Source organism: Halorubrum xinjiangense, from assembly GCF_900102375.1.
Classification (GTDB): domain Archaea; phylum Halobacteriota; class Halobacteria; order Halobacteriales; family Haloferacaceae; genus Halorubrum; species Halorubrum xinjiangense.
On sequence record NZ_FNBO01000008.1, the window covers coordinates 123,149 to 143,394 of the forward strand.

At 69.1% G+C, this 20,246-nt stretch carries 18 protein-coding genes; 11 read left to right on the top strand and 7 right to left on the bottom strand.

Annotated elements, in window-relative coordinates; genetic code table 11:
* Position 1 precedes the first annotated feature (1 nt).
* Genes F3H13_RS10595 through F3H13_RS10610 form a run of 4 tightly spaced genes read left to right on the top strand, consistent with a single transcriptional unit; the run spans position 2 to position 4,125 of the window.
* The gene (locus F3H13_RS10595) at positions 2–754 is read left to right on the top strand and encodes a hypothetical protein (protein WP_149799002.1); all 753 of its coding nucleotides are present in this window, start codon (positions 2–4) and stop codon (positions 752–754) included.
* Positions 744–2,282 carry a nitrous oxide reductase family maturation protein NosD gene (nosD, locus tag F3H13_RS10600; RefSeq protein WP_149799003.1) on the top strand — a complete coding sequence of 513 codons (1,539 nt, stop codon included), beginning with the start codon at positions 744–746 and terminating at the stop codon, positions 2,280–2,282. Before F3H13_RS10595 ends, nosD begins: the two co-directional genes overlap by 11 nt.
* Entirely contained in the window at positions 2,279–3,136 is an 858-nt protein-coding gene (locus tag F3H13_RS10605; RefSeq protein ID WP_149799004.1) for an ABC transporter ATP-binding protein, read from the top strand. The genes nosD and F3H13_RS10605 overlap by 4 nt, the downstream gene beginning before the upstream one ends.
* Positions 3,133–4,125 (top strand): ABC transporter permease, encoded by a 993-nt coding sequence (locus tag F3H13_RS10610; protein WP_149799005.1) that lies wholly within the window; start codon positions 3,133–3,135, stop codon positions 4,123–4,125. Before F3H13_RS10605 ends, F3H13_RS10610 begins: the two co-directional genes overlap by 4 nt.
* A gap of 45 nt (positions 4,126–4,170) precedes the next feature.
* Here the strand turns inward: F3H13_RS10610 and F3H13_RS10615 are convergent, their stop codons facing one another.
* Positions 4,171–4,914: a helix-turn-helix domain-containing protein gene (locus F3H13_RS10615; protein WP_149799023.1), complete on the bottom strand. Its 744-nt coding sequence runs from the start codon at positions 4,912–4,914 to the stop codon at positions 4,171–4,173.
* Between F3H13_RS10615 and F3H13_RS10620 the strand changes: the two genes are divergently transcribed.
* On the top strand, positions 4,913–5,392 hold the full coding sequence (locus tag F3H13_RS10620; RefSeq protein ID WP_223174407.1) for a DUF2249 domain-containing protein: 480 nt from the start codon (positions 4,913–4,915) through the stop codon (positions 5,390–5,392). The genes F3H13_RS10615 and F3H13_RS10620 overlap by 2 nt on opposite strands.
* Positions 5,393–5,518: 126 nt before the next feature.
* Here F3H13_RS10620 and F3H13_RS10625 read toward each other — a convergent pair whose 3' ends face one another.
* Positions 5,519–8,422, bottom strand: coding sequence for a hypothetical protein (locus F3H13_RS10625; RefSeq protein ID WP_223174408.1), 2,904 nt, complete (start codon positions 8,420–8,422; stop codon positions 5,519–5,521).
* A 270-nt stretch (positions 8,423–8,692) separates the two neighbouring features.
* On the opposite strand from F3H13_RS10625, the gene F3H13_RS10630 reads away from it, so the two are divergent.
* From F3H13_RS10630 to F3H13_RS10640, 4 genes are all read left to right on the top strand, one after another.
* On the top strand, positions 8,693–9,301 hold the full coding sequence (locus tag F3H13_RS10630) for a peptide-methionine (S)-S-oxide reductase MsrA (RefSeq protein ID WP_149799006.1): 609 nt from the start codon (positions 8,693–8,695) through the stop codon (positions 9,299–9,301).
* Between the two features lie 83 nt (positions 9,302–9,384).
* Positions 9,385–9,855, top strand: a complete 471-nt coding sequence (locus F3H13_RS10635; RefSeq protein WP_149799007.1) for an FKBP-type peptidyl-prolyl cis-trans isomerase — start codon at positions 9,385–9,387, stop codon at positions 9,853–9,855.
* A gap of 328 nt (positions 9,856–10,183) precedes the next feature.
* Positions 10,184–10,321, top strand: coding sequence for a hypothetical protein (locus F3H13_RS16230; RefSeq protein ID WP_188128050.1), 138 nt, complete (start codon positions 10,184–10,186; stop codon positions 10,319–10,321).
* Positions 10,318–11,637: an IS200/IS605 family accessory protein TnpB-related protein gene (locus F3H13_RS10640; protein ID WP_149799008.1), complete on the top strand. Its 1,320-nt coding sequence runs from the start codon at positions 10,318–10,320 to the stop codon at positions 11,635–11,637. The genes F3H13_RS16230 and F3H13_RS10640 overlap by 4 nt, the downstream gene beginning before the upstream one ends.
* Before the next feature lie 71 nt (positions 11,638–11,708).
* Here the strand turns inward: F3H13_RS10640 and F3H13_RS10645 are convergent, their stop codons facing one another.
* Together F3H13_RS10645 and F3H13_RS10650 are read right to left on the bottom strand one after the other, a co-directional pair.
* The gene (locus F3H13_RS10645) at positions 11,709–12,599 is read right to left on the bottom strand and encodes a DMT family transporter (protein ID WP_149799009.1); all 891 of its coding nucleotides are present in this window, start codon (positions 12,597–12,599) and stop codon (positions 11,709–11,711) included.
* 91 nt (positions 12,600–12,690) lie between these two features.
* Positions 12,691–13,635: a DMT family transporter gene (locus F3H13_RS10650; RefSeq protein ID WP_149799010.1), complete on the bottom strand. Its 945-nt coding sequence runs from the start codon at positions 13,633–13,635 to the stop codon at positions 12,691–12,693.
* Positions 13,636–13,843: 208 nt separating this feature from the next.
* On the opposite strand from F3H13_RS10650, the gene F3H13_RS10655 reads away from it, so the two are divergent.
* A complete protein-coding gene (locus F3H13_RS10655) occupies positions 13,844–14,638 on the top strand; it encodes a helix-turn-helix transcriptional regulator (RefSeq protein ID WP_149799011.1) in 795 nt (264 codons plus the stop codon).
* A gap of 16 nt (positions 14,639–14,654) precedes the next feature.
* Here F3H13_RS10655 and F3H13_RS10660 read toward each other — a convergent pair whose 3' ends face one another.
* Positions 14,655–15,032 (bottom strand): YccF domain-containing protein, encoded by a 378-nt coding sequence (locus F3H13_RS10660; protein WP_149799012.1) that lies wholly within the window; start codon positions 15,030–15,032, stop codon positions 14,655–14,657.
* Between the two features lie 325 nt (positions 15,033–15,357).
* On the opposite strand from F3H13_RS10660, the gene F3H13_RS10665 reads away from it, so the two are divergent.
* Complete coding sequence (locus tag F3H13_RS10665; RefSeq protein WP_149799013.1) at positions 15,358–16,464, top strand: radical SAM protein; 1,107 nt, start codon at positions 15,358–15,360, stop codon at positions 16,462–16,464.
* 18 nt (positions 16,465–16,482) lie between these two features.
* On the opposite strand, the gene F3H13_RS10670 is transcribed toward F3H13_RS10665, so the two are convergent.
* Positions 16,483–18,633 carry a prolyl oligopeptidase family serine peptidase gene (locus tag F3H13_RS10670; RefSeq protein ID WP_149799014.1) on the bottom strand — a complete coding sequence of 717 codons (2,151 nt, stop codon included), beginning with the start codon at positions 18,631–18,633 and terminating at the stop codon, positions 16,483–16,485.
* Positions 18,634–18,757: 124 nt separating this feature from the next.
* Positions 18,758–20,128, bottom strand: coding sequence for an MFS transporter (locus F3H13_RS10675; protein WP_149799015.1), 1,371 nt, complete (start codon positions 20,126–20,128; stop codon positions 18,758–18,760).
* Between the last annotated feature and the right edge of the window lie 118 nt (positions 20,129–20,246).

Below are 20,246 nucleotides of genomic sequence, written 5' to 3' on the forward strand. Positions count from 1 at the left end.
CATGAAATCGTCGCTCGCGCGGCTGACCGAGATCCGGCGCGCGCTCCCGCTGGCAGCGGCGGCGCTGCTCGTCGGCGCGCTGCTCGTCCCGATGTGGAAGATCACGCTCACGGCGCCGCAGTACCCCGGTCAGGAGCTGCTCATCGAGCTGTACGCCTACCCGCGTCTGGGCGGCGACTTCGCCGAGGTACAGGGGCTCAACAAGTACGCGGGGTTCTACTACCCCGACCCGGTGTTCATCGACCCGAACTACCCCGTCAGCGAGGCGGCGATCGACGTCCCCGAGTGGCTGCTCGGGCCGGTCGTGTTCGTCGGGCTCGCGCTGACGGGCGCGTTCGTCGCGTTCGCGCCGACGGTCCGCAAGCTGAAGGCTGGGCTCACCGCCCAGCTCGTCGGGACGATCGCCGTCTTCGTCGGGATGTTCGCGTTTATCCAGTACCGGCTCTACCAGGCCGGCCACTCGCTGGACCCGGACGCGCCGCTCCGCGGCATCGAGGCGTTCACGCCGCCGCTTTTGGGCCCCTACGAGGTGGCCAACATCAGCGGCTTCGCGTGGTTCGGCCCCGGTGGGTACATGACCGTCGTCGCGGTCCTGCTGCTCGCGACGGCCTACCTCGCGCGGGACATCGAGGCGACCGTCGACGAGCTCCCGGCGCTGGCCCGCGGGCTCCCCGGCGCGGTCCGCGAGCGCGTCGCGAGCGATGAGGGCGGCGACCGGGAGCGGGACGTCGGAGGGGGTGACCATGTCCGATGACCGCCTCGAAGCCGGCTTCCTCGCGGCCGCCTGCGTCGTTGCGGTGATCGCGGTCGCGCTCGGCGTCGCGCTGCCGGTGGCCGGCGCGGGCGGCGCGGGCGGCGGCGGTACGGGCGGCGCCGGTGCGGGCGGCGCCGCGGACGCGAGCGGGGCGGTCGCCGGACCGAACGCCTCCGACGCTCCCGGGCTCGACGTCGCGACCGACTTCGCCGCGACCGGCGTGACCGCGCCCGACCGCGAGGGGACCGCCACCGTCGACGGCGAGTCGTTCGCGTCGGCGCAGGCGGCGGTCGACGCGGCCGACCCCGGGGAGACGGTCATCCTCGACGGGCGCTTCGACGAGCGCGTGAACGCGAGCGTCGACGACCTGCGGATCGTCGCGGACGAGGGCGGCGCCGTGATCGACGGCGGCGGCGAGGGGCGCGTGTTCACGGTTTCCGGCGAGAACGTCACCGTCTCCGGCGTCTGGGTCCGCAGCTCCGGCAGCGATCTCGGGGCCGAGGACGCCGGCGTGTTCGTCGCGGGCGACCGCGCCCGGATCGAGTCGGTCCGGATCACCGACACCGCGTACGGGATCTGGATCGACGGCGCCGACGAGGCCGCGATCGAGGACGTGCGGATCGACGGCCGGAAGGACGTCTACCCGATCACCGACCGCGGCAACGGGATCCACCTGTTCGAGACGAGCGGGACTGTCGTCCGCGACACGGAGATCACCGACGTCCGCGACGGGATCTACTTCTCGTGGGCGACGGACGTGCTCGCCGAGAACAACACGATCCGGCACGCGCGCTACGGCGTCCACTACATGTATTCGGACGACAACCGCCTCGTCGACAACGTCGCCGCCGACAACGGCGTCGGCTACGCGCTGATGGTGAGCGAGGGGCTGACCGTCCGGAACAACACCGCCCTGCGCAGCGACGACACCAGCGGGCACGGGATCTTGGCGAAGGACATCGAAGACTCGACGATTGCCGGCAACCACCTCGTCGCGAACCGGAACGGCGTCTACCTCTACAACGCGCAGGGGAACCGCCTCGTCGACAACCTGATCTACCGCAACGAGATCGGGATCCACAGCGCCGCCGAGAGCGGGAGCGAGGTCGTCGCGGGCAACAGCTTCGTCCGCAACGGGCGCGCGGTCCGGACGGCGCGGAACTCGCTCGTCGCGTGGAACGGCACCGACCGCGGCAACTACTGGTCGGGCGCGCAGGTGGCCGACCGCGACGGCGACGGGGTGAGCGAGATCCGCCACCGGCCGATCGGGATCGTCGAGAACCTCGTGGCCGACCACCCGCAGGCCGCGGCGTTCGCGAACAGCCCGGCGTTCGAGGCGGTGCGGCTGGCCGAGAGCTCCTTCCCGGTAATCGAGTCCCCCGGCGTCGTCGACCGGCGACCGCTCGTCGAGCCGAATCACGACTGGCGCGCCTACGAGCCTCGCGACGCGGCGGGCGCCAGCGACGGCGGCGACGGCGGACCAGACCGCGCCGCGAACCGAACCGCGGACACGGAGGACACACCATGAGAATCGACGCGACCGACGTGCGGAAGACGTACGGAGACGTGACCGCCCTCGACGGGCTCTCGCTTACGATCCCGAGCGGCTCGACGTTCGGGGTCATCGGCACCAACGGGGCCGGCAAGTCGACGCTGTTCCGGCTGCTCGTCGGCCACGACCGCCCCGACGCGGGGGCCGTCAGCGTCGGCGGCACCGACGTGACCGACGACGGGCGGCGGATCCGCGAGCGCGTCGGCTACCTCCCCGAGCACGTCGGGTTCCCCGACGGCCTCACCGGCCGGGAGGTCCTCGGCGTCCACCGGGCGATCCGCGGCCTCCCGAAGGACGGTCGGACCGCCGATGCGATCGACCGAGTCGGGCTGACGCCGAACGAGGCCGACCGGCGCGTCTCGGGCTACTCGAACGGCATGCAGCGCCGGCTCGGACTGGCGACGGTGCTGCTCCCGGACCCGGACGTGCTCGTCTTGGACGAGCCGACCGCCGGGCTCGACCCCCGCGGCGTCGACGAGTTCCACGCCATCGTCGAGGAGATAACGGAGGAGACCGACGCGACGGTGGTGTTCTGCTCGCACGTGCTCGGGGAGGTCGAGCGGCTCTGCGACCGCGCGGCCGTCCTCCACGACGGCCGGGTCCGCGCGGCGGGCCCCGTCGACGAACTCGCCGCCGACGCGGAGACGCACGCCGAAGCGGAAACACCCGCCGACCGCGACGGAGGAGCGACGACCCGCTCCGGTCGCGGCCGCGACGGTCTCCGGGCGGCGTTCCGCGAGGCAGTCGGGGACGACGCCGCGCGCACCGGACGGGTCGGCGAGGGCGGGGCCGACGACCCGAACGCCGACCCGGAGGAGGTGGCGCCATGAGCGACCGGACGGACCCGCGAAACGGGGAGGGAACGACGGAGACCCGGTCCGACGGCGGCCATCCGGACGCCGCGGCCGCGGTCGGGGCGCTCGACGGCGACACGGAGGTCGACGCGACCGACGCGCCGGAATCGACGGCAACCGCCGACCCGACCGAGCCTGCGACCGCGGACGGCGTCCGCGGGGCGCTCCGGCACGTCTTCGTCGTCGCCGTCACGGAGTACCGGCTCGCGGTCAGGAGCCGGTGGGCGCTCGCGCTGACCGGGCTGTTCGTCGTGTTCGGCGGGGTGATACTGACGTTCAGTGGGTCCGCCGTCGGTCCGGGGAGCGCCGAGCGCGTCGTCGCGTCGCTGACCAGTCTCGCCGCCTACCTCGTCCCGCTGGCGGCGCTCGCGCTCGGCTACGACGCGATCGTCGGCCGCGAGGACGAGGGGTGGCTCGCGGTCGTGTTCTCGCTGCCGGTCCGCCGGAGCGAGGTCGTCGCCGGGACGTACCTCGGGCGCCTGGCGGTGTTAGCTGGCGCGACCGTGCTCGGCTTCGGTTTCAGCGGCGCCCTGATCGTCCGCGAGTACGGGGTCGGCGAACTGCCTGCGTTCCTCGGGTTCCTCGGCGGCGCCGTCGGTGCCGGAGCCGCCTTCCTCGCGGTCGCGCTGCTGCTGTCGACCGTCGCCCGCGAGAAGACCCACGCGCTCGGCGCGGCGCTGCTCGTGTGGGTGTGGTTCGTGTTAGTCCACGACCTGCTCGCGCTCGGGGTCGTCGCGGCCGTCGAACTGCCGGACGCCGCGCTGTCGGCGATGGTGCTGTCGAACCCGGTGAGCGCGTTTCGCGTGCTCGTGTTGAGCGGGCTCGGAACCACCGCGGGCGGCGGGTTCACCGCCGTCCTCGCGGGGAGCGGACTGTCGACGGTCGCGCTCGCGGCGTCGCTCGTCGCGTGGGCCGTCGTCCCCGTCGCGGCCGCGGGAGTACTCGTCCGTCGCCGACGGCTCTGAGAAGAGTCGACCGCACGCGTTCTCGGCCCAGGTCTTCTTCGGTCGCTACTGAATCCGCTCGACGCCGTCGTCTTCGGGCGACTCGAAGTCGATCGGGCGGCGCGGGAGGTCGTCGACGAACTCCCTGACGATGGTGCGCTCGACGCGCTGGAGCACCTCGCTACAGGTCGATTTGGCGATGCCGACGTGGTCGGCCACCTCGGTGAGCGTGCACTCGCGGGGCACGTCGTAGTAGCCGCGGTCGACCGCCTCGAAGAGGACCTCGCGCTGGCGCTCCGTGAGCGACCCGCCCGGGTTGACGCGCTGTTGGACGTACTCCACCTCGAACTCCGCGCCCACGTCGCGGAGGGCGTCGCCGAACTCCGCGACGCGCCCGTGGTCGCCGGTGACGTCGACGCGGGCGACGCCGTCGCGGATCTCGACCGGCATCTCGATGGGGACGCCCGCCCGCCGTGCGACCATCTGTAACAGCGGGACGAGCGCCTCGACCTGCGCGGTGACCATCCCGTCGTCCTCGGCCATCACCGAGGAGTGGGTGATCGTCTCGTGGTCGTCGATCGCGTCGAGGATCGGGTCCGTGTCGTCCGCGGTGATCCGGACCAGCGCGAAACCGGCCCCGTCGTCCGGCGTCGCAGTCAACACCTGAAACCGCGCGTCCGGGAACTCCCGCGAGACGTCGCCGACCCACGGGCCGTCCGGGATCGTCACGCGGAGGCGTGCCTGTGCCATGCCCGCCGCTTCGACGCCTGCGTGGAAGTACCTTCGGCTCCGCGGCGACTGCCGGAACATGTTCGTCACAAACGACCCGGGAATCGGGCCCTTACGGTCGGACATGCGCTCCGAACCCGGCGATCCCGCGGCGGTCGAACGGGCAGCGATCGAACGAGCGGCGGCCGAGCGGACAGAGGCGCCGACGGACCTGGAGACGGTCCCCCTCGACGTCCGGAACCTCGGGCCGCCGAAGCCCCTGCGCGAGACGCTCGAACGCGTCGAGACGCTCGGCGACGGCGACGTCCTGGTCCAGTACAACGACCGGACGCCGCAGTTCCTCTTCCCGCGGCTGGAGGACCGCGGGTTCGCGTACGCCGCGGTCGAGACCGACGCGACAGACGCGGTCGTCACGGCGATCTGGCCGGCCGACGGCGAGCGCGCCCCCGCGGACGATCGGGGCAGCGAGGGAGATCGGGGCGGCGAGGGAGATCGGGGCGGCGAGAGAGATGGAGGCGCCGAGGGCGATGCGGCCCCGAGCAACGAGACCGCGACCTGACTACGGAGGGTTCGAAGTACAGGTGACTACGCGATCTCCTCGACGTTTCTCTCGGAACTGCGCGAGAACCGGCAGGCCGACGACGCGGTCTCGCTCGGTCAAGATGGTACGAGTAACGAGACCGTCCTACTCGTCGTGGTTGAGCGGTTCGCGGTGGAGTACCTCCCTCTCGTCGAAGACGACGACGGCCATCCCCGGCTCCGCGTCGATCTTGACGCTCGTCTCGTCGCCGGCGGCCACCTCGTCGGCGTCGGAGTCCCAGGGTCGCAACCCGTCGGTCGCGGGTTCCACGACCACGTCGACCCGGTCGGCGTCGAGTGAGTCGCCTTCGACGTGGGTGAACGTCACCACGCCGCCGTCGCCGTCGTCTGACGGTTCATACGCGACCTCGAACGTCGCCTGCGGGGGGATCTCGTGTTCCGTTACGGTTCTGGTCTCGTCGCCGGCCGTCCACTCGACGGCGACCGTCGTGCCGGCGGACAGCGTGCCGAGCGACAGCGTCTCCCCACCGGTCAGCCGGCCCGTCTCGTCGGCGGGCTGATCGGGCGCGGGGTCACCGTCGATCAGCACCTCGAAGACGTCGGCGTCGCGACGGACCTCGTCGACGTAGCGGAGCGTCGTCTCCGCCCCGTCGCTGTCGCCTCCAGTCCCGTCGTCGACGACGAATCCGCGGCGGGGGGCCGCCGAGAAATGGGCGACGGAGCTGGTCGCCGACCCGTTCTCGAACTCGGTGTGGACGCTGACGACCACGGTGTCGTCGAGCCCGACGTCGTCGACCGTGACCGTGTCTCCCTCCGTTAGTTCGTCGTACTCGGCCGCGAACGCTGACTCCTGCTCTCGTTCTCGACCCCGCGGCGCGCCGGTACCGCTCACCGACACGCGCAGCCGCTCGGGGTCGGCGGGCTGTTCGCCGATGTACTCGATCGTCATGGCCTCGGCGTCGGCGTCGTAGGTCGCCGCGACCGCGTCGCGTGCCGTTGTCGTGCCGCCGAGATGGTGGTCGCGGTCGCCGCCGGTCCACACGAGTCGCACCCGCGAGAGCGGCGGCACCGGAGCGCTGAACGAGTCGTCGGGACCGAACTCGTCGAGTTCGTCCGCCGGCTGGACGTCGGTCGGCGTCCGACCGGCCTCGAGCTCAAGCTCCGACGTGGGAAGCGTCCGACCGCCTCGGTGCCGGACCGTGACCTCGCCCGCCTCCGGGTCGTACTCTATCGACGCGCGCGTGTTGGGAACGACCTCGTGTTCGGCGACGACGACCGGTTCGTCCGGCTCCCGCCACTCTACGGCGACCGTACTCCCCAGGGGGAGTTCGCCGAGGACCAACTCCTCGTCGCCCGAGAGCGCGTCGTGCTCGTCAGCGAACTGCGCGTCGGTCGGCTCTCCGTCGAGCAGTGTCACGAACGCGTCAGCAGGACGCGACTCCTCGCCGTCGTACCTGACCGTGGTCCCGTCCTCTGCGTGCGAGTGGATCCAGACGCGCGGTGGGCGGGCCCGGTAGTGGACGAGCGAGCCGCCGCCCGACGGCTGCTCAACGTCGAACGTCAGTTGTACGCTGTCGCCGATCGACACGTCCTCGACAGTGACCGTGTCGTCGGGCTCGAGCGTGCCGTCGGTGAATTCCTCGCCCACCGTTCGGACGGCGCCCTCGCCGCGGTGGACCAGTCGAAGGTCGCTCGCGTCGGCGGAGCGCTCGCCCTCGTAGGTGAGTTCGAGGGTCTCCTCACGCATGTCGTAGTCGACGGCGAACGCCTCGCGGTCGACCCGTTCGCTGGCGTACGTGTCGTAGACGTTCGCGTCCGAGTCGAACCACCGCAGCGCGACGGTCGCGATCAGTCCGGTTTCGAGCGTGATCTCATCGCCGGCCGCGAACTCGTCGGCGTCGAGGACGGCGTCGCTCACCTCCTCGCCGTCGTGCCACACCTCTAGCTCGTCGGCCGGCACCGCCTCGCCGTCGACGTGCTCGAACGTCACGGTTCCGGCGGCGCGGTCGAACTCTGACCGAACGCGGGCGTCCGGCGACGCCTCGTGGTCGAGTTCCGGCGGGGCCTCGACGACGGCGTCGACGAGCACGACGCCGTCGGTACGGGTGATATCCGTCTCGACCGGGTCGGCGGGATCGACGGTCCGCACGAGTCGCCTGACTGCCTCGTCGTCGAGACCGTCGGCGTCACCGTCGGGCCGGATCACGTACGCGTTCTCCGCAGTTCCGTCGAGTTCCCTGAGGCCTTCCGGGTCGGTCTCGAAGCCGGCGGCGAACGCGGCTACCTCGTCGGGGACCGTGAGCGGAAACGGGCCGCCGGCGGCGTCCGGAACCAAGATGACAGTGTCGAACCCGCCGAGCCGAGGGAGGGCGGCCGTGCCCAGCGGCGATTCCGCAAAGCGGTCGGCCTCGTCGGCGGCCGCACGTCCGGCGGCGCGAGCAGCTTCGATCCGCCGCTCGCTCAGGTCTTCTGCCGACGAGTTCGACTGACCGCGAGGACGCGGCGAATGGCTACTGGCGGTCGCGGCTGCTGCGACCCCGTTACCGGTGACGAACGCGGTCTCCCCGTCATCGAAGAGTCGCCAGCCGGCGGGGAGGTCGTCCGTCGTTTCGGCCTCCGCGGGGTCGTCGTCGTTCGACCCGTCGCCTCCCTCGCCGACCGCGATCGTCTCACCGCGGTCGAGCCGGTCGAAGCTTCCGGCCGCCGTCACCAACTGGGTCCCGCGGTCGGCCGGCATGATCCCGACCGTCGCGGCCAACTCGTCGGCATCGATGTCGAGCCGGTCGGTCGCGGAACGGGCGCGGTAGCTCAGGTCGTCTTCGGTGTCGGCGTCGACGCGCTCCGCGATAACCGTCGCATACGTCGTCGAGAGCGCGTCGCCCGCCGGAAGCGGGAGGAACGCGTCGGCGAGCGGCCCCGAGATGTCGATGTCGAGGTCTCTCGGACGGGCGGAACGGTGCGCGTCGGTTTCGGGCGCGAGAACGCCGGTCAGCGCTGCGAGCGTCAGGGCGCTTCCTCCGAGGAAGCGCCGACGGGAGGGCCGTACCATACGCGACGATGTCGACCTCGCGTATAAAAACGGTCGATGGATGAAATCGTCGTTGTAGTCTCCGGGCGTCGGTCGCGCCCGTCGTGCCGTCGGCGGCGACGAGAACGGTCTTACACGTAATCTTCGGGTAGTACGGACAAGAAGGTGGCGTCGACTGGACGCGCCGGTGTGAGATAGCTCGACAACATATACGTCTGGAAGCCCGACTGAGCGTAGATGCCGTCCGATCCACGAACCGCGCTGCGACGGCTCTACAGACGAGTGACACCGATGGATCTCACAGAAACACGAATTCAAGAATACGACCGTCGTGCGGTAGATAGCGACGAAACCGAAACGGCGACGTTCGGGCTCGGCTGCTTCTGGGGCCCAGACGCCCGGTTCGGCGCGATCGACGGCGTGGTCCGCACGCGCGTGGGATACGCCGGTGGCACGACACGCGACCCGACGTACCACTCGTTGGGGAACCACACCGAAGTGTTCCAGATCGAGTTCGATCCGGACACCACCACCTACCGGGACCTGCTGAGCCTGGTCTTCGAATCGCACACCCCAGGCCGTCAGCCCAGCAAAACGCAGTACCAAAACGTCGTCCTCACGGCGACGGATACCCAGCGAGCGACCCTCGAAGCGTTCCTCACGTCCCGGGGGGTTACGGCCGACGCTATCGACACGCGCATCGAGCGGCTCTCCCGATTCTACCCCGCCGAAGACTACCATCAAAAGTACAGGCTCCGGTCCGTCTCCTCGCTCATGGATGCGTTCGATGCCGCGGGATACGACGACGACGCGTTGCGTGAGTCGCCGATCGCCGCCAAGCTGAACGGATACGCTGCCGGACACGATGTGGCCGCGGTCGAATCTCTCACCTCCGAGTAAGCCACTCAGTTATCGGTTCGCGCGGAGCGCGGCCGGTAGCCACGGATGCCACAGCCTTTCCGTGTGGCGCGTCTCGTCTCGGTATGTCGATAGCTACTGGCGACGCCGTGACGATCGAGTACACCGGCCGACTCGACGATGGCACCGTGTTCGACACCTCGCGGGAATCGGTTGCCGAGGAGGCGGGACTCGCCGAGGCCCAGCCCGACCGCGAGTATACGCCGCTGACGGTCGAAGTCGGTGCCGGGCAGGTGATCGATGGGATGGAGGACGGGCTGATCGGACTAGAGGCCGGTGAGACGGAGACGCTGACGATTCCGCCGCAGAAGGCCTACGGGCAACCCAGCGAGGAGAACGTCGAGGAGTTCGAAACCGGAGAGCTCCGGGAGATGCTCGGCGGGCAGCTCCCCGAGGAGGGCGCGTACCTCGAGGCGCAAAACGGCAGCCAAGGCGAGATCATCCACGTCGACGAGGATGTCGTCCGGGCGGACTTCAACCCTCCCCTCGCCGGGGAGACGCTGACGTTCGACGTCGAAGTCATCGAAGTCAACTGAGCTCGAACGGGAGCAGTTGTCGCACAACGAGGTGGCTAGAATTTGATTTGGAACTGTCTTCGACCCCCCCTTATCCAAATTTGTTTATACGCAGTATGATTAAGCCGCGGTAGAGACCGTACTTCACCGCAGACGGATCACTGGCCGGTTCGATGCGAGTCGACAGACTGCTTGTAGACACGCACTATCTTTAAGCAGCGAGAGAATCCCGCCGTTCACGGGGGGCGTGAATCGCGTCACTCCACTATGCAAACCACGAGCGACAGCATCCTGAATACCTCACGCCAACACAAACCTTTATAGTACGAAAAAACGTACGTAAAATCGGATGCGAGTTGACATCGCCATCGATCGTGGGAGCGACCTCCACGAACGAGTGAAAGAATACTCTCGTGAGAACGGCCTGCGAATGGATTTCGCATACGCCGAACTCATCGAAGAAGGCCTTGACTCTGTGGAAGAATGAGTGAAGAGTGCAAGACGCTCGAAGCGTATCTTGCCCCACCCACTCAGCACAAGCAGCGCAAGCTCCACGACGAAGACGAGCGATACGAGGCTCTCCTGCGCGAGAGTTTCAACGACGAGTGCGACACGATGAGTGCCGTCAACGAGGTTGTCAGCGGTGAAGACCTCAACTGGCACTCGAAAAACGCACTCAAACAATACGTGCCGAATCTCCTCGACAAGGACACGTATGATGCAAAACAACTCGCAGACACACATCCAATCCGTTACGCGAACACCGCAGCCGTCTTCGACCACGATGACGACCGCCACCACGAAATCTGCTGGGAAGTCCCACTTCCCGGTCACGGGACGAACTTTTGGATTCCGCTCCAGTTGAATCCTGAGCAAGAAGACTGGTGGCACTCTCTGATTGACGAAGACGACGACAGTGTATGGGCTGGCGAACTCCGCCTGCAACGTGATGGAAGTCGCTGGGTGTTGCATGTCGCCGCGAACTACGAAGTCGAACCAGACCACGCATGTTCGACCACAAGTGATGATGTGACGCCGATTGGGTTCGATGTGGGTGAAGCCAAGCTCTTGGTGGGCTGTGCCCTCCGAGACAACACGCCCGTTGACCCGTTATTCGTAGATGGTAGTCGCGTCCGACACCTCCGACAAAAACAAGCCAGTGCCGAAGACCGCTTGAAACCACGATACGCGTCGAAGCTTCTCGATGACCTCGTGTGGGGGCGGTGGCAAGACGCCATCGAAGACGAAATCGAAAAAGCCTCTACACGAGCCGTTGAATACGCTTCCCAGTTCGAGAATCCTGTTATCGTTCTCGAATTCCTCGAAGGCATTACAGATGAAGATATTGGGAAGTACTGGAATCGTCGCCTCGGAAAGTGGCTGTTCTCCCAGTTGCAGTCACGCATCGAGGATAAGGCAGCAGAGCGCGGAATTCCTGTAGAATACGTGCATCCGCATCACACGTCGAAAACGTGCCACGCCTGTCAGCACATTGGGTACCGGCCGCATCAGGGTACGTTCAAGTGTACGAACGATGAGTGTTGGGTGTCGGAGTATCAGGCGGATTTGAATGCAGCAGCCAAAATCGCACAGCGATTAAATCCGTGGGGAGAGAGCCTGCCTTGGAAATCGGCAGGCAATGACTCGCCACAGAGTGGGGGCCAGTGGCAGGCCCACGAAGACACGTCATCGAGCGAGAGACTCCTGTCCGAAAGGCGGGCTCTCAATGACAAGGTTTTGTCTAGCTCACCAGCGGTGGGAGCGGGGGCGGAGCCGGAGACCGGTGACGCGAACACGTCTTGAAACCTCAATCCAGCACGTTGCTGGTATTCCACCTGCGGTGGAAGCCCCGGCGTTCACGCCGGGCGAGGATGTCACCTGCCGCGCAGCGCCCGCCACTTCGCGGCGACGAACCCCGCCAGGATGAACGCGAACCCGACGACGGTCGCGGGCGTCACCTCCTGGCCGAGCACGAGCCAGCCCGCCAGCGCCGCGAACACGGGGATCACGTACTCGATGAAGCTCATCTCGATGGGCCCGAGGTCGTCTAACAGCGTGAAATACAGCAGGAAGCCGCCGACGCCGGCGACCGCGGAGAGGTACGCGGTGGCGCCGAGCGCGGCCGGGCTCCACGTGGCGGTCGCGAACGACTGCCCGGGGAGCGCGACCACGGCGGCGTGGAGGACCACCGCGCCGACCGCCATCATCCACGCCTGCGTGGAGATAAACGGCATCGACGGCGATCGGCTGTGGGTGACGACCGCGGCGACGGCGAACGCGAGCGCGGAGGCGAGCACGAGCGCGACACCGAGGACGCTGTCGCCGAGGTTCGAAGGGTCGGGGTCGGCGATAATGACGACGCCGACGAACCCGAGCGCGACGCCGAGCGCGGTGGCGGCGGTGAACTCCTCGTCGGTGGAGACGAGCCGGGTGAGCGCGGGCGTCACGACGGGGACGAGTCCCAGCAGAACCGCGGCGACGCCGCCGGTGACGTACCGCTGGCCGGCGAAGAGAAACGCGTGGTGGGCGCCGATGATGAGGGCGCCGCCGACGAGCACGTAGACGTAGTCGTCCCGCGTCCGGGGGCGGACGTCCACGCCGGAGGCGAGGACGGCAGCGAAAAGCAGCGCGGCGGCGACGTCGAAGCGCACGGCCGCGAACGGTACCGCGGGGAGGTCCGCGAGGCCGACGTCCGTCGCCATGAACGCGGTTCCCCAGACCGCACACAGCAACAAGAAGCGGCCGGCCGTCCGGTAGCGACTCATTCACGAGGAACTCGCCGCCGACGGCGAAGTATGCGTCGAACCGCTCCGCCACTCGGCCGGGTCCGTCAACTCGCCGGTGAAGCGACGCCGTTTAAGCAGACCGATCCTCGAGGAACCGATCCGAGGCCACCGAGCGGATGATAGCCGATGGGCGAACGGCGAGGCCGCTGACGAGCAGGAAGCCGACGAAAATCACGCCGAATCCCGCGACCGACAGCACGGAGAGCGTCTCTCCGAGCAGCGCCCATCCACCCACCGTGGAGACGATCGGCACGAAGTAGAACAACAGGTTCGCTCGGGTCGCGTCGGTCTCGTCGATCAACGCGAAGTACGCGAGGTACGCGACGGCGCCCGAAAACACGCCGACGTACAGCAACGCGCCGACCGCGACGGGCGGCACCGAGAGCGGGGCGACGGACTCGCCGGCGCCGAAACTAAGCGCGTGCGAGAGGACGGCGGCCAGCGGAACCCCCCAGACGGTACGGGCGGTACTCGACAACGTCGCATCGGCGCGGCGAATCGCCACCGCGCCGAACGCGCTCGTCACCGCTGCCGCGAAGAGGAGCGGGACGCCCAATCCGCCGCCGAGCAGCGCCGACGGCGACGGGTTCGCCACGAGGAAGACGCCGAGCAGCCCGAGTCCCATCCCGACGACACCGCGGCCGGAGAGCCGACTGTCCGTGAGCAGGAGGCCCGCAAACACCGGCGTCAAGATCGGATTCAGACTGAAGATGACGGCCGCGACGCCGCTCGTCACGTACTGTTGCCCGACGAAAAGCAGCGCGTTCGTCAGTCCGATCACCAGCACGCCGGTCGCGAGGATCCCGGCGACGTCGCCGGCCGTCCGCGGACGGAGTTCCGCACGCGAGAGGCGCATCACCGCGAACGCGACGAGCACGACGGCCCCGATATCGAACCGAACGGCGACGAAGAACAGCGGCGGCAGGTGAGCGAGGCCGGCCTTCGCCGCCACGAACGTCCCGCCGAACAACAGCGCAGAGACGACGAACAACACGGCAGACCGTCGAGTGAACACGTTAGCGTAACACCTCGCTATCGCTGTCACGCGAACCGGCAATTAGAGACCGTATATCAGTCACAGTTCAACGAAGGTTCCCCAGATATTTAACGAAATTCAGAAAATATTCGGCGTTGAGAAACGTTCGCCCATAGTGATAACATTTCATGGCGTGAAACCCGTGCGGGAGCGAAGCCGGTTTATCCGTAAAGGGACTGAAGCTTGTATGGAGGCGCCGCTCGAAGAAATCGAGTTTCTCGCGCGCTCGACGAACCGCGTCGAGGTGCTACGGCTGCTGGCGACCCGGCCCCGCACTCGGGGAGAACTCGCGGCGACGACCGGGGCGTCGCAAGCGACGCTCGGTCGGGTCCTCGAGGACTTCGCCGAGCGGTCGTGGGTCACGCGGGAAGGCGGGAAGTACGTCGCGACCGCTACGGGGGAGCTGGTGGCGGACGGGATCGACGATCTCGTCGCGGTACTGGAAACCGAGGGGAAACTCCGCGACGTGGTCGCGTACCTTCCCACGGCGGAGTTCGGATTCGACCTCCGTCATCTCGCCGACGCGACGGTCACGGTGCCGAGTCGGACCCGACCGAGCGCGCCCCTTCAGCGCGTGCTCGAGGGCATGGAAGGTGCGACGACGCTGCGTGCGGTCTCGCACACCCTGAACGAGCAGAGCCTCGCCACAGCGCACAGCCGCGTCACCGGTGGTCGACAGACGTTCGAGGCCGTGCTCTCGTCGAGCACGCTCGAGGCCCTCGCAGCCGAGGATCAGCTCTGGGCACAGGTGCGAGCGCTCGCCGACCACGACGACGCAGCGATTCGAGTCGCCGACGGGAGCGTACCGCTTTCAGTCACTATCGCCGACGACACGGTGTACCTGCTCGTCCGCGACGAGGGCGGGATCCTCCGCGCGGCGATCCACACCGACGACTCGGCAGTTCGCGATTGGGCCGCGGAGACGTTTTCGGGCTACTGGGAGCACGCGACGCCGTTCGATCCGACGCCCTTCGAGGCGTGATCTGTCGGCGACCGGTCTACCCGTGAAACCGGTACAGCGACGTGACGTACGGAAGCCGGTTGAGCATCCAGATCGCGACCGGCAGCCCCACAACCGTAATCGCGAGGGCCGACGCCACGTTCGCCCACAGCAGGCTCAGCCACCAGCCGACGAGGACGAAGTAGATCCCGCGGACGACGAGCGACCGCTGCCCCCGAGCCGAGTCGGGGTCCGAGAGCGACCGCGGCTCCGCGAGGGTGAGCACCGTCGGCACCAGGTTGATCAGCTTGATACCGATCGGAAGGAAGACGACCGTGACGTTGAGCAACCACGCGGCGTTGACGACGATCGGTGTCGCCCACCAGCCGACGAAAACGAACCAGAGCGCGCGAACGAGGAGGGACCGTTGTGCCATTGCCGGGAGTAGACGCTCAGGAGGGAAACCCGTGTCGTCGCTCGCCGCTGCCGTTCCGTGCCGCGGAACGACGAGACATTGTCGATTACATATCAGTATTTCTTAAACGAGGGTTGCGGAGTCGTTGTCGGATCCACGCCCGTCGTAAACGACGGTGCTCTCGTTGAAGAAAGATAGCCCCACGGGTCGAGCTGACCGACACGATACGACCGGAAGCGCGTTTCCGTCGATCGCCCGCAAGCTCCCGCTATCGTTCACCGCTACCGCCGGGGAACACGTTCGGGAACGACCCCAAACGGGTCCGGATCGTAGTCGGGCGTGAGCGATGTTCGACGACCTCGACACGGACCGGCGGCCGCTGGTACTCGTCTGGGAGGTCACGCAGGCCTGCGGGCTCGCGTGTCGGCACTGCCGGGCCGACGCGCGGCCGCAGCGGCATCCCGACGAGTTGACGACCGCGGAGGGGAAGCGACTGCTGGAGGACGCCGCCGAGTTCGGTGACGGACAGTTGGTCGTCCTCTCCGGGGGCGACCCGCTCGCGCGCGACGACCTCACAGAGCTGGTCGCGCACGGCGACGAGTTGGACCTCCGGATGACGATCACGCCGAGCGGGACGCGGTCGCTCACGCCCGAGCGCGTCCGCGACCTCGGCGACGCGGGGATCGCGCGGATGGCGCTCAGCCTCGACGGACCGACCCGGGAGCGCCACGACGCCTTCCGCGGCGAGGAGAGCTTCGAGGACACTATCGAGGCCGCCCGCGCCGCCCGCGACGCCGGGATCCCGCTTCAGGTCAACACCACCGTCTGCGCCGACACCGTCGAGGACCTCCCCGCGATCCGCGACCGCGTCCGGGACCTCGGCGCCGTCCTCTGGAGCGTCTTCTTCCTCGTCCCGGTGGGTCGCGGCCGCGTCCTCGACCCGATCTCGCCCGAGCGCGCCGAGGACGCGATGGCGTGGCTCCACGAGGCCTCGGAGGAGGAGCGATTCGGCGTCAAGACGACGGAGGCGCCGTTCTACCGCCGGGTGGGCATCCAGCGGGCGGAGGCTGGCGAGACCGACGGATCCGCGCAACGGCGGGGCGGAATCACAGCCGGGCGCGGCTTCGCGTTCGTCAGCCACACCGGCGAGGTGTACCCGTCGGGCTTCCTCCCCGAGTCGGCCGGGAGCGTCCGCGAGCGGTCGGTCGTCGACGTCTACCGGAACGCGGAGCTCTTCGAGTCGCTCCGGGACCCCGACGGCTTCTCGGGGAAGTGCGGCGCCTGCGAGTACCGTCACGTCTGCGGCGGGAGCCGGTCGCGCGCGTACGCCGTCACCGGCGACCCGACCGGCAGCGACCCGCTTTGCCCGTACATTCCGGAGGGGTACGACGGGCCGCTCCCGGAACGGCAGCGAGCGTCTGAGGGCGGCGATCCGCCTGAGCCGGCGGACTGAGACTGACCCCCGCCGCGGCTAGTCCGGCCGCTCGCCGACGAGCAGTTCGAGGTCGGCGACGTCCCCGGCCGGATCGAAGCCGAACGCCGCGCCGTAGAAGGCGAGCTCGGCGGCGTGCGCCCGGGCGACGTTGTCGGCGTCGCGGAACCCGTGTCGCTCCTCCGGGAACTCCACGTACGCGTACGGCGTCTCGTTCGCGACGAGCGCGTCGATCATCGCCTCGGCCTGCGCGGGCGGGACGACCTCGTCTTCCCCGCCCTGGAGCAGCAGCAGCGGCTCGGCTATCCCCTCGGCGTGTGCGACCGGCGACCGCGCCTTGTAGACGTCGGCCGCCTCGGGGAGCGGGCCGACCAGCCCGTCGAGGTAGCGCGACTCGAACTTGTGGGTCTCCTCGGCCAGCGCGCGGAGGTCGGCGACGCCGTAGTAGCTCGCGCCCGCGTCGAACGCGTCGTGAAACGCGAGCGCGGCCAACACCGCGAAGCCGCCGGCGCTGCCGCCCGATATCGCCAGTCGGTCCGGATCGGCGAGTCCTTCTTCGGCGGCGTACCGCGCGGCGTTCACGCAGTCGAGCACGTCGCGGACCCCCCACTGCCCCTTCAGCGCCTCGCGGAACGCGCGCCCGTAGCCGGTCGACCCCCGATAGTTCACCGCGAGCACACCGACGCCGCGGGTCGTCCAGAACTGGACCGTCGACGACAGCGACGCCTCGGACCGGCTCGTCGGGCCGCCGTGAACCCGGACGAGCAGGGGCGGTGTCGCGTCGACCGGCGGCTCGACGTCCGGGTTGTGGGGCGGGTAGTAGTACGCGTACGCCGTCGCGTCCTCGGCGCCCACGGCGTCGCCGGTCGGGAAGGCGAGCGACTCCGGCTCCGAGACGTACGCGGGGTCGAGGGCGTCGTCGGTCGCCTCGCGGAGGCGCGTCGTCCCTGCGCCGTCGCCGTCGGGTCGCCACGAGACGACCGCGCTCGGGGCGTCCGTCCGGTGGCCGGCGAAGACGACGCGCTCGCCGTCGGACCGGACCGAGGCCGGCCGGAAGGAGGTGTACGGGAGCTCCGCGTCCGTCAGGTCGCCCGTCTCCGGGTCGAGCAGCCGCAGGCTCGGTTCGCCCTCGTCGGTGAGCAGCGTCGCTATCCGCCCGTCGTCGAGGAACGCGAACGTCGACGCGCCGAGCGTCCACATCGGCACGCCGAACGCCGCCGCCGTCTCGCGGAGGTTCTCGGCGTCCGCGGCCGTCGGAAGCGCGTCGGCGTCGGCGCTCGCACCCTCGGCGCTGTCGTCACCTCCGGACCCGGCTCGGAAGCGGTAGAGGTTCCACCAACCGGTGCGGTCGGCGGCGGCGTGGAGGACGCCGTCGGGCGACCACTTCGGCGAGACGACCGACTCGTCGGGACCGCCCGCGACGACGCGCTCGTCCCGGAGACCGCCCGCCTCGTCGACCGCCGCGACGACGAGTTCGGTGCCGTCCCACGGCATGTTCGGGTGGTCCCAGCGCAGGTACGCGATCCGGTCGCCGTCGGGCTCCGGCCGCGGTGCGGCGTAGAAGTCGTGACCCTCGGCGACGACGACCGGGTCCGCGACGCCGGCGTCCTCGCCGTCCGCGTCGTCCCCGTTCGGATCGTCTCCGTTCGGATCGTCTCCGTCCGCAACGCCCTCGGACTCCGGACGGAGGGGGAATCGGACCAACTCGTTCCGGGGTTCCTCGTCGGTCCCCGGTCCCGCGTGTCGCTCGCGGACGGCGTACACCGTCTCGCCGTCAGGGGCCGTCCGCATGTCGGCGTAGCGGTCGGCCATCGGTTCGGGCGGCTCCGGGGTGACGGGGACCGGTTCCGCGTCGCCCGCGACCGCGCTTCCGTCCGCGGGGAGGCGGTAGAGCCGCTGGTCGTCCATGTTCGCGACGAGCAGCGTCCCGTCGACGACGAGCAGGTCGCCGCCGCCGTACTGGTGGACCAGCGTCCGGACGTCCAGGTCCGCGGGCGTCACCTCGGTCGGTCCGGCGTCGGGGTCGTCGGTCGGGGCGCGGCAGACGACGCCGCGCTCGCCCTCTGAGGGGCGGCGTTCGAGCCAGTACACGTGGTCGCCGTCGGTCGCGACTGACGCGAACGACCGCACGCCGGCGGCGACGTCGTCGGGCGCCACCGGCGAGGGCCACTCGCCGTAGGGTGTCGGCATGGGTAGTACGGGTGTCGGCACTCAATTAAATCCACGTGGGCGGAGCGGGCGTGACGGCGACCCGCGGCCGGTCAGCGCGCCGCCCGCCCCCGCGACGGGCACCGTCTCGCGCGGGACCGCCGTCTCACGAGTACGCCTCGAACTCCCGTCCGAACGCGAGGAAGTAGCCGGTGCCGGCGACGCCAATGACGGCCGCGACGGTGAATGCGACCTCGGGGCTAACGAAGTCCCACAGGTACCCCCCGACCGCCGCGCTCGGGATCACGATCGTGTTTCGTATCAGGTAGTACGTCCCGGTGACGCGGCCGCCGATCCCCCGCTCCGCCGGCCCGACGATCAGCGCCTTATGCGACGGCAGCCCAGCGAACCGGAGCCCCGAGAACGCGAAGACGGCGACCATCACGGCCCAGAGCGGCAGCGCCGACCCAGCCAGCGCCGGCGCGTAGATCAGCACGACTGGGAAGACGGCGTACACCGCGAAGCCGACCGCGACGACCGGCTTCAGGCCGACCCGCTCGGCGAGCTTCGAGGCGGGGACCATGATCAGCAGCGCGACGAGCATCTCGACGCCGAGGAGGTAGCCGAAGAAGGCCTGCGGGGAGAGGTCGACGTCATAGGCGAACCCGCCGAGCGCGACGGTCGTTTCCAGCCCGACCTCGAAGAACTGGGTGACGACGAGGACGAAGAACACGTACACCATCCCGTTCGCGAACCGCACGAGCGTGTCGCCGACGAGCAGCGGCCGGAGGGGCGCCGGCATCTCCCGGAGGTCCCGCCGGATCTGGTCGAGGCCGGCGAAGGAGCCGCCGAGGGAGTCGTCGCTCGCGTCGTAGAGCACGTGCTGGACGAGCGTGCCGAGGATCCCGAAGCCCACCGCGACCGCGAGGACGAACTGGAAGCTCACCGTGAAATCGGTTCGGAGCCCGATGAGGACGGCGGCCAGCACGGGGCCGACGAGGAACGCCGTCCGCCGGAACGTCTCCGTGCTGGCGAACCCCGCGGCCAGCCGGGAGGGGTCCGTCGCCTGCTTCACCACCGCGAACGTCGCGCCGAGCCCGAATGACTTCCACGCCTGCGCGAGGACGAGACCGACAAAGATCCAGATCCAGGGGTCGACGGTGAACCCGGCGACGGCGAGCGGCCCGACGCTCGGCGCGACCAGCCAGACGAGGAAGCCGAGCGTCGACAGCAGACCGAAGAGCGTCAGCGCGTACCGCGAACCGATCCGGTCCGAGACTGCGCCGCCCGGGTACGGATACAGCGCCGAGATGACGTTCCCGAACGTGCCGAACAGCCCGACGACGAACCCGGACGCGCCGAGCGCGACCATGTACTCCGGGAGGTACCGGTTCGTCATCTGGAAGCCGAGGCTGAACGCGAACATCGCGACCGACAGCACGAGCACGTCCCGCTCTAACGCGAAGAACCGTCGGAACGCGTCCAGCGGTCCGGATCCTTCCCCGTCGCTCGCGCCGCCCGCGTCGTCGTCGCTCACGAGCGCACCTCCGGCGTCGTCGGACGGCTGCGATCGTCGACTCCGAGTCTGGCAGGGGAGCCGAACGCTGGAGCCATACGCGTCGTCCGTCTCGCGTCGTCAAAAAGCCACTCCGTCG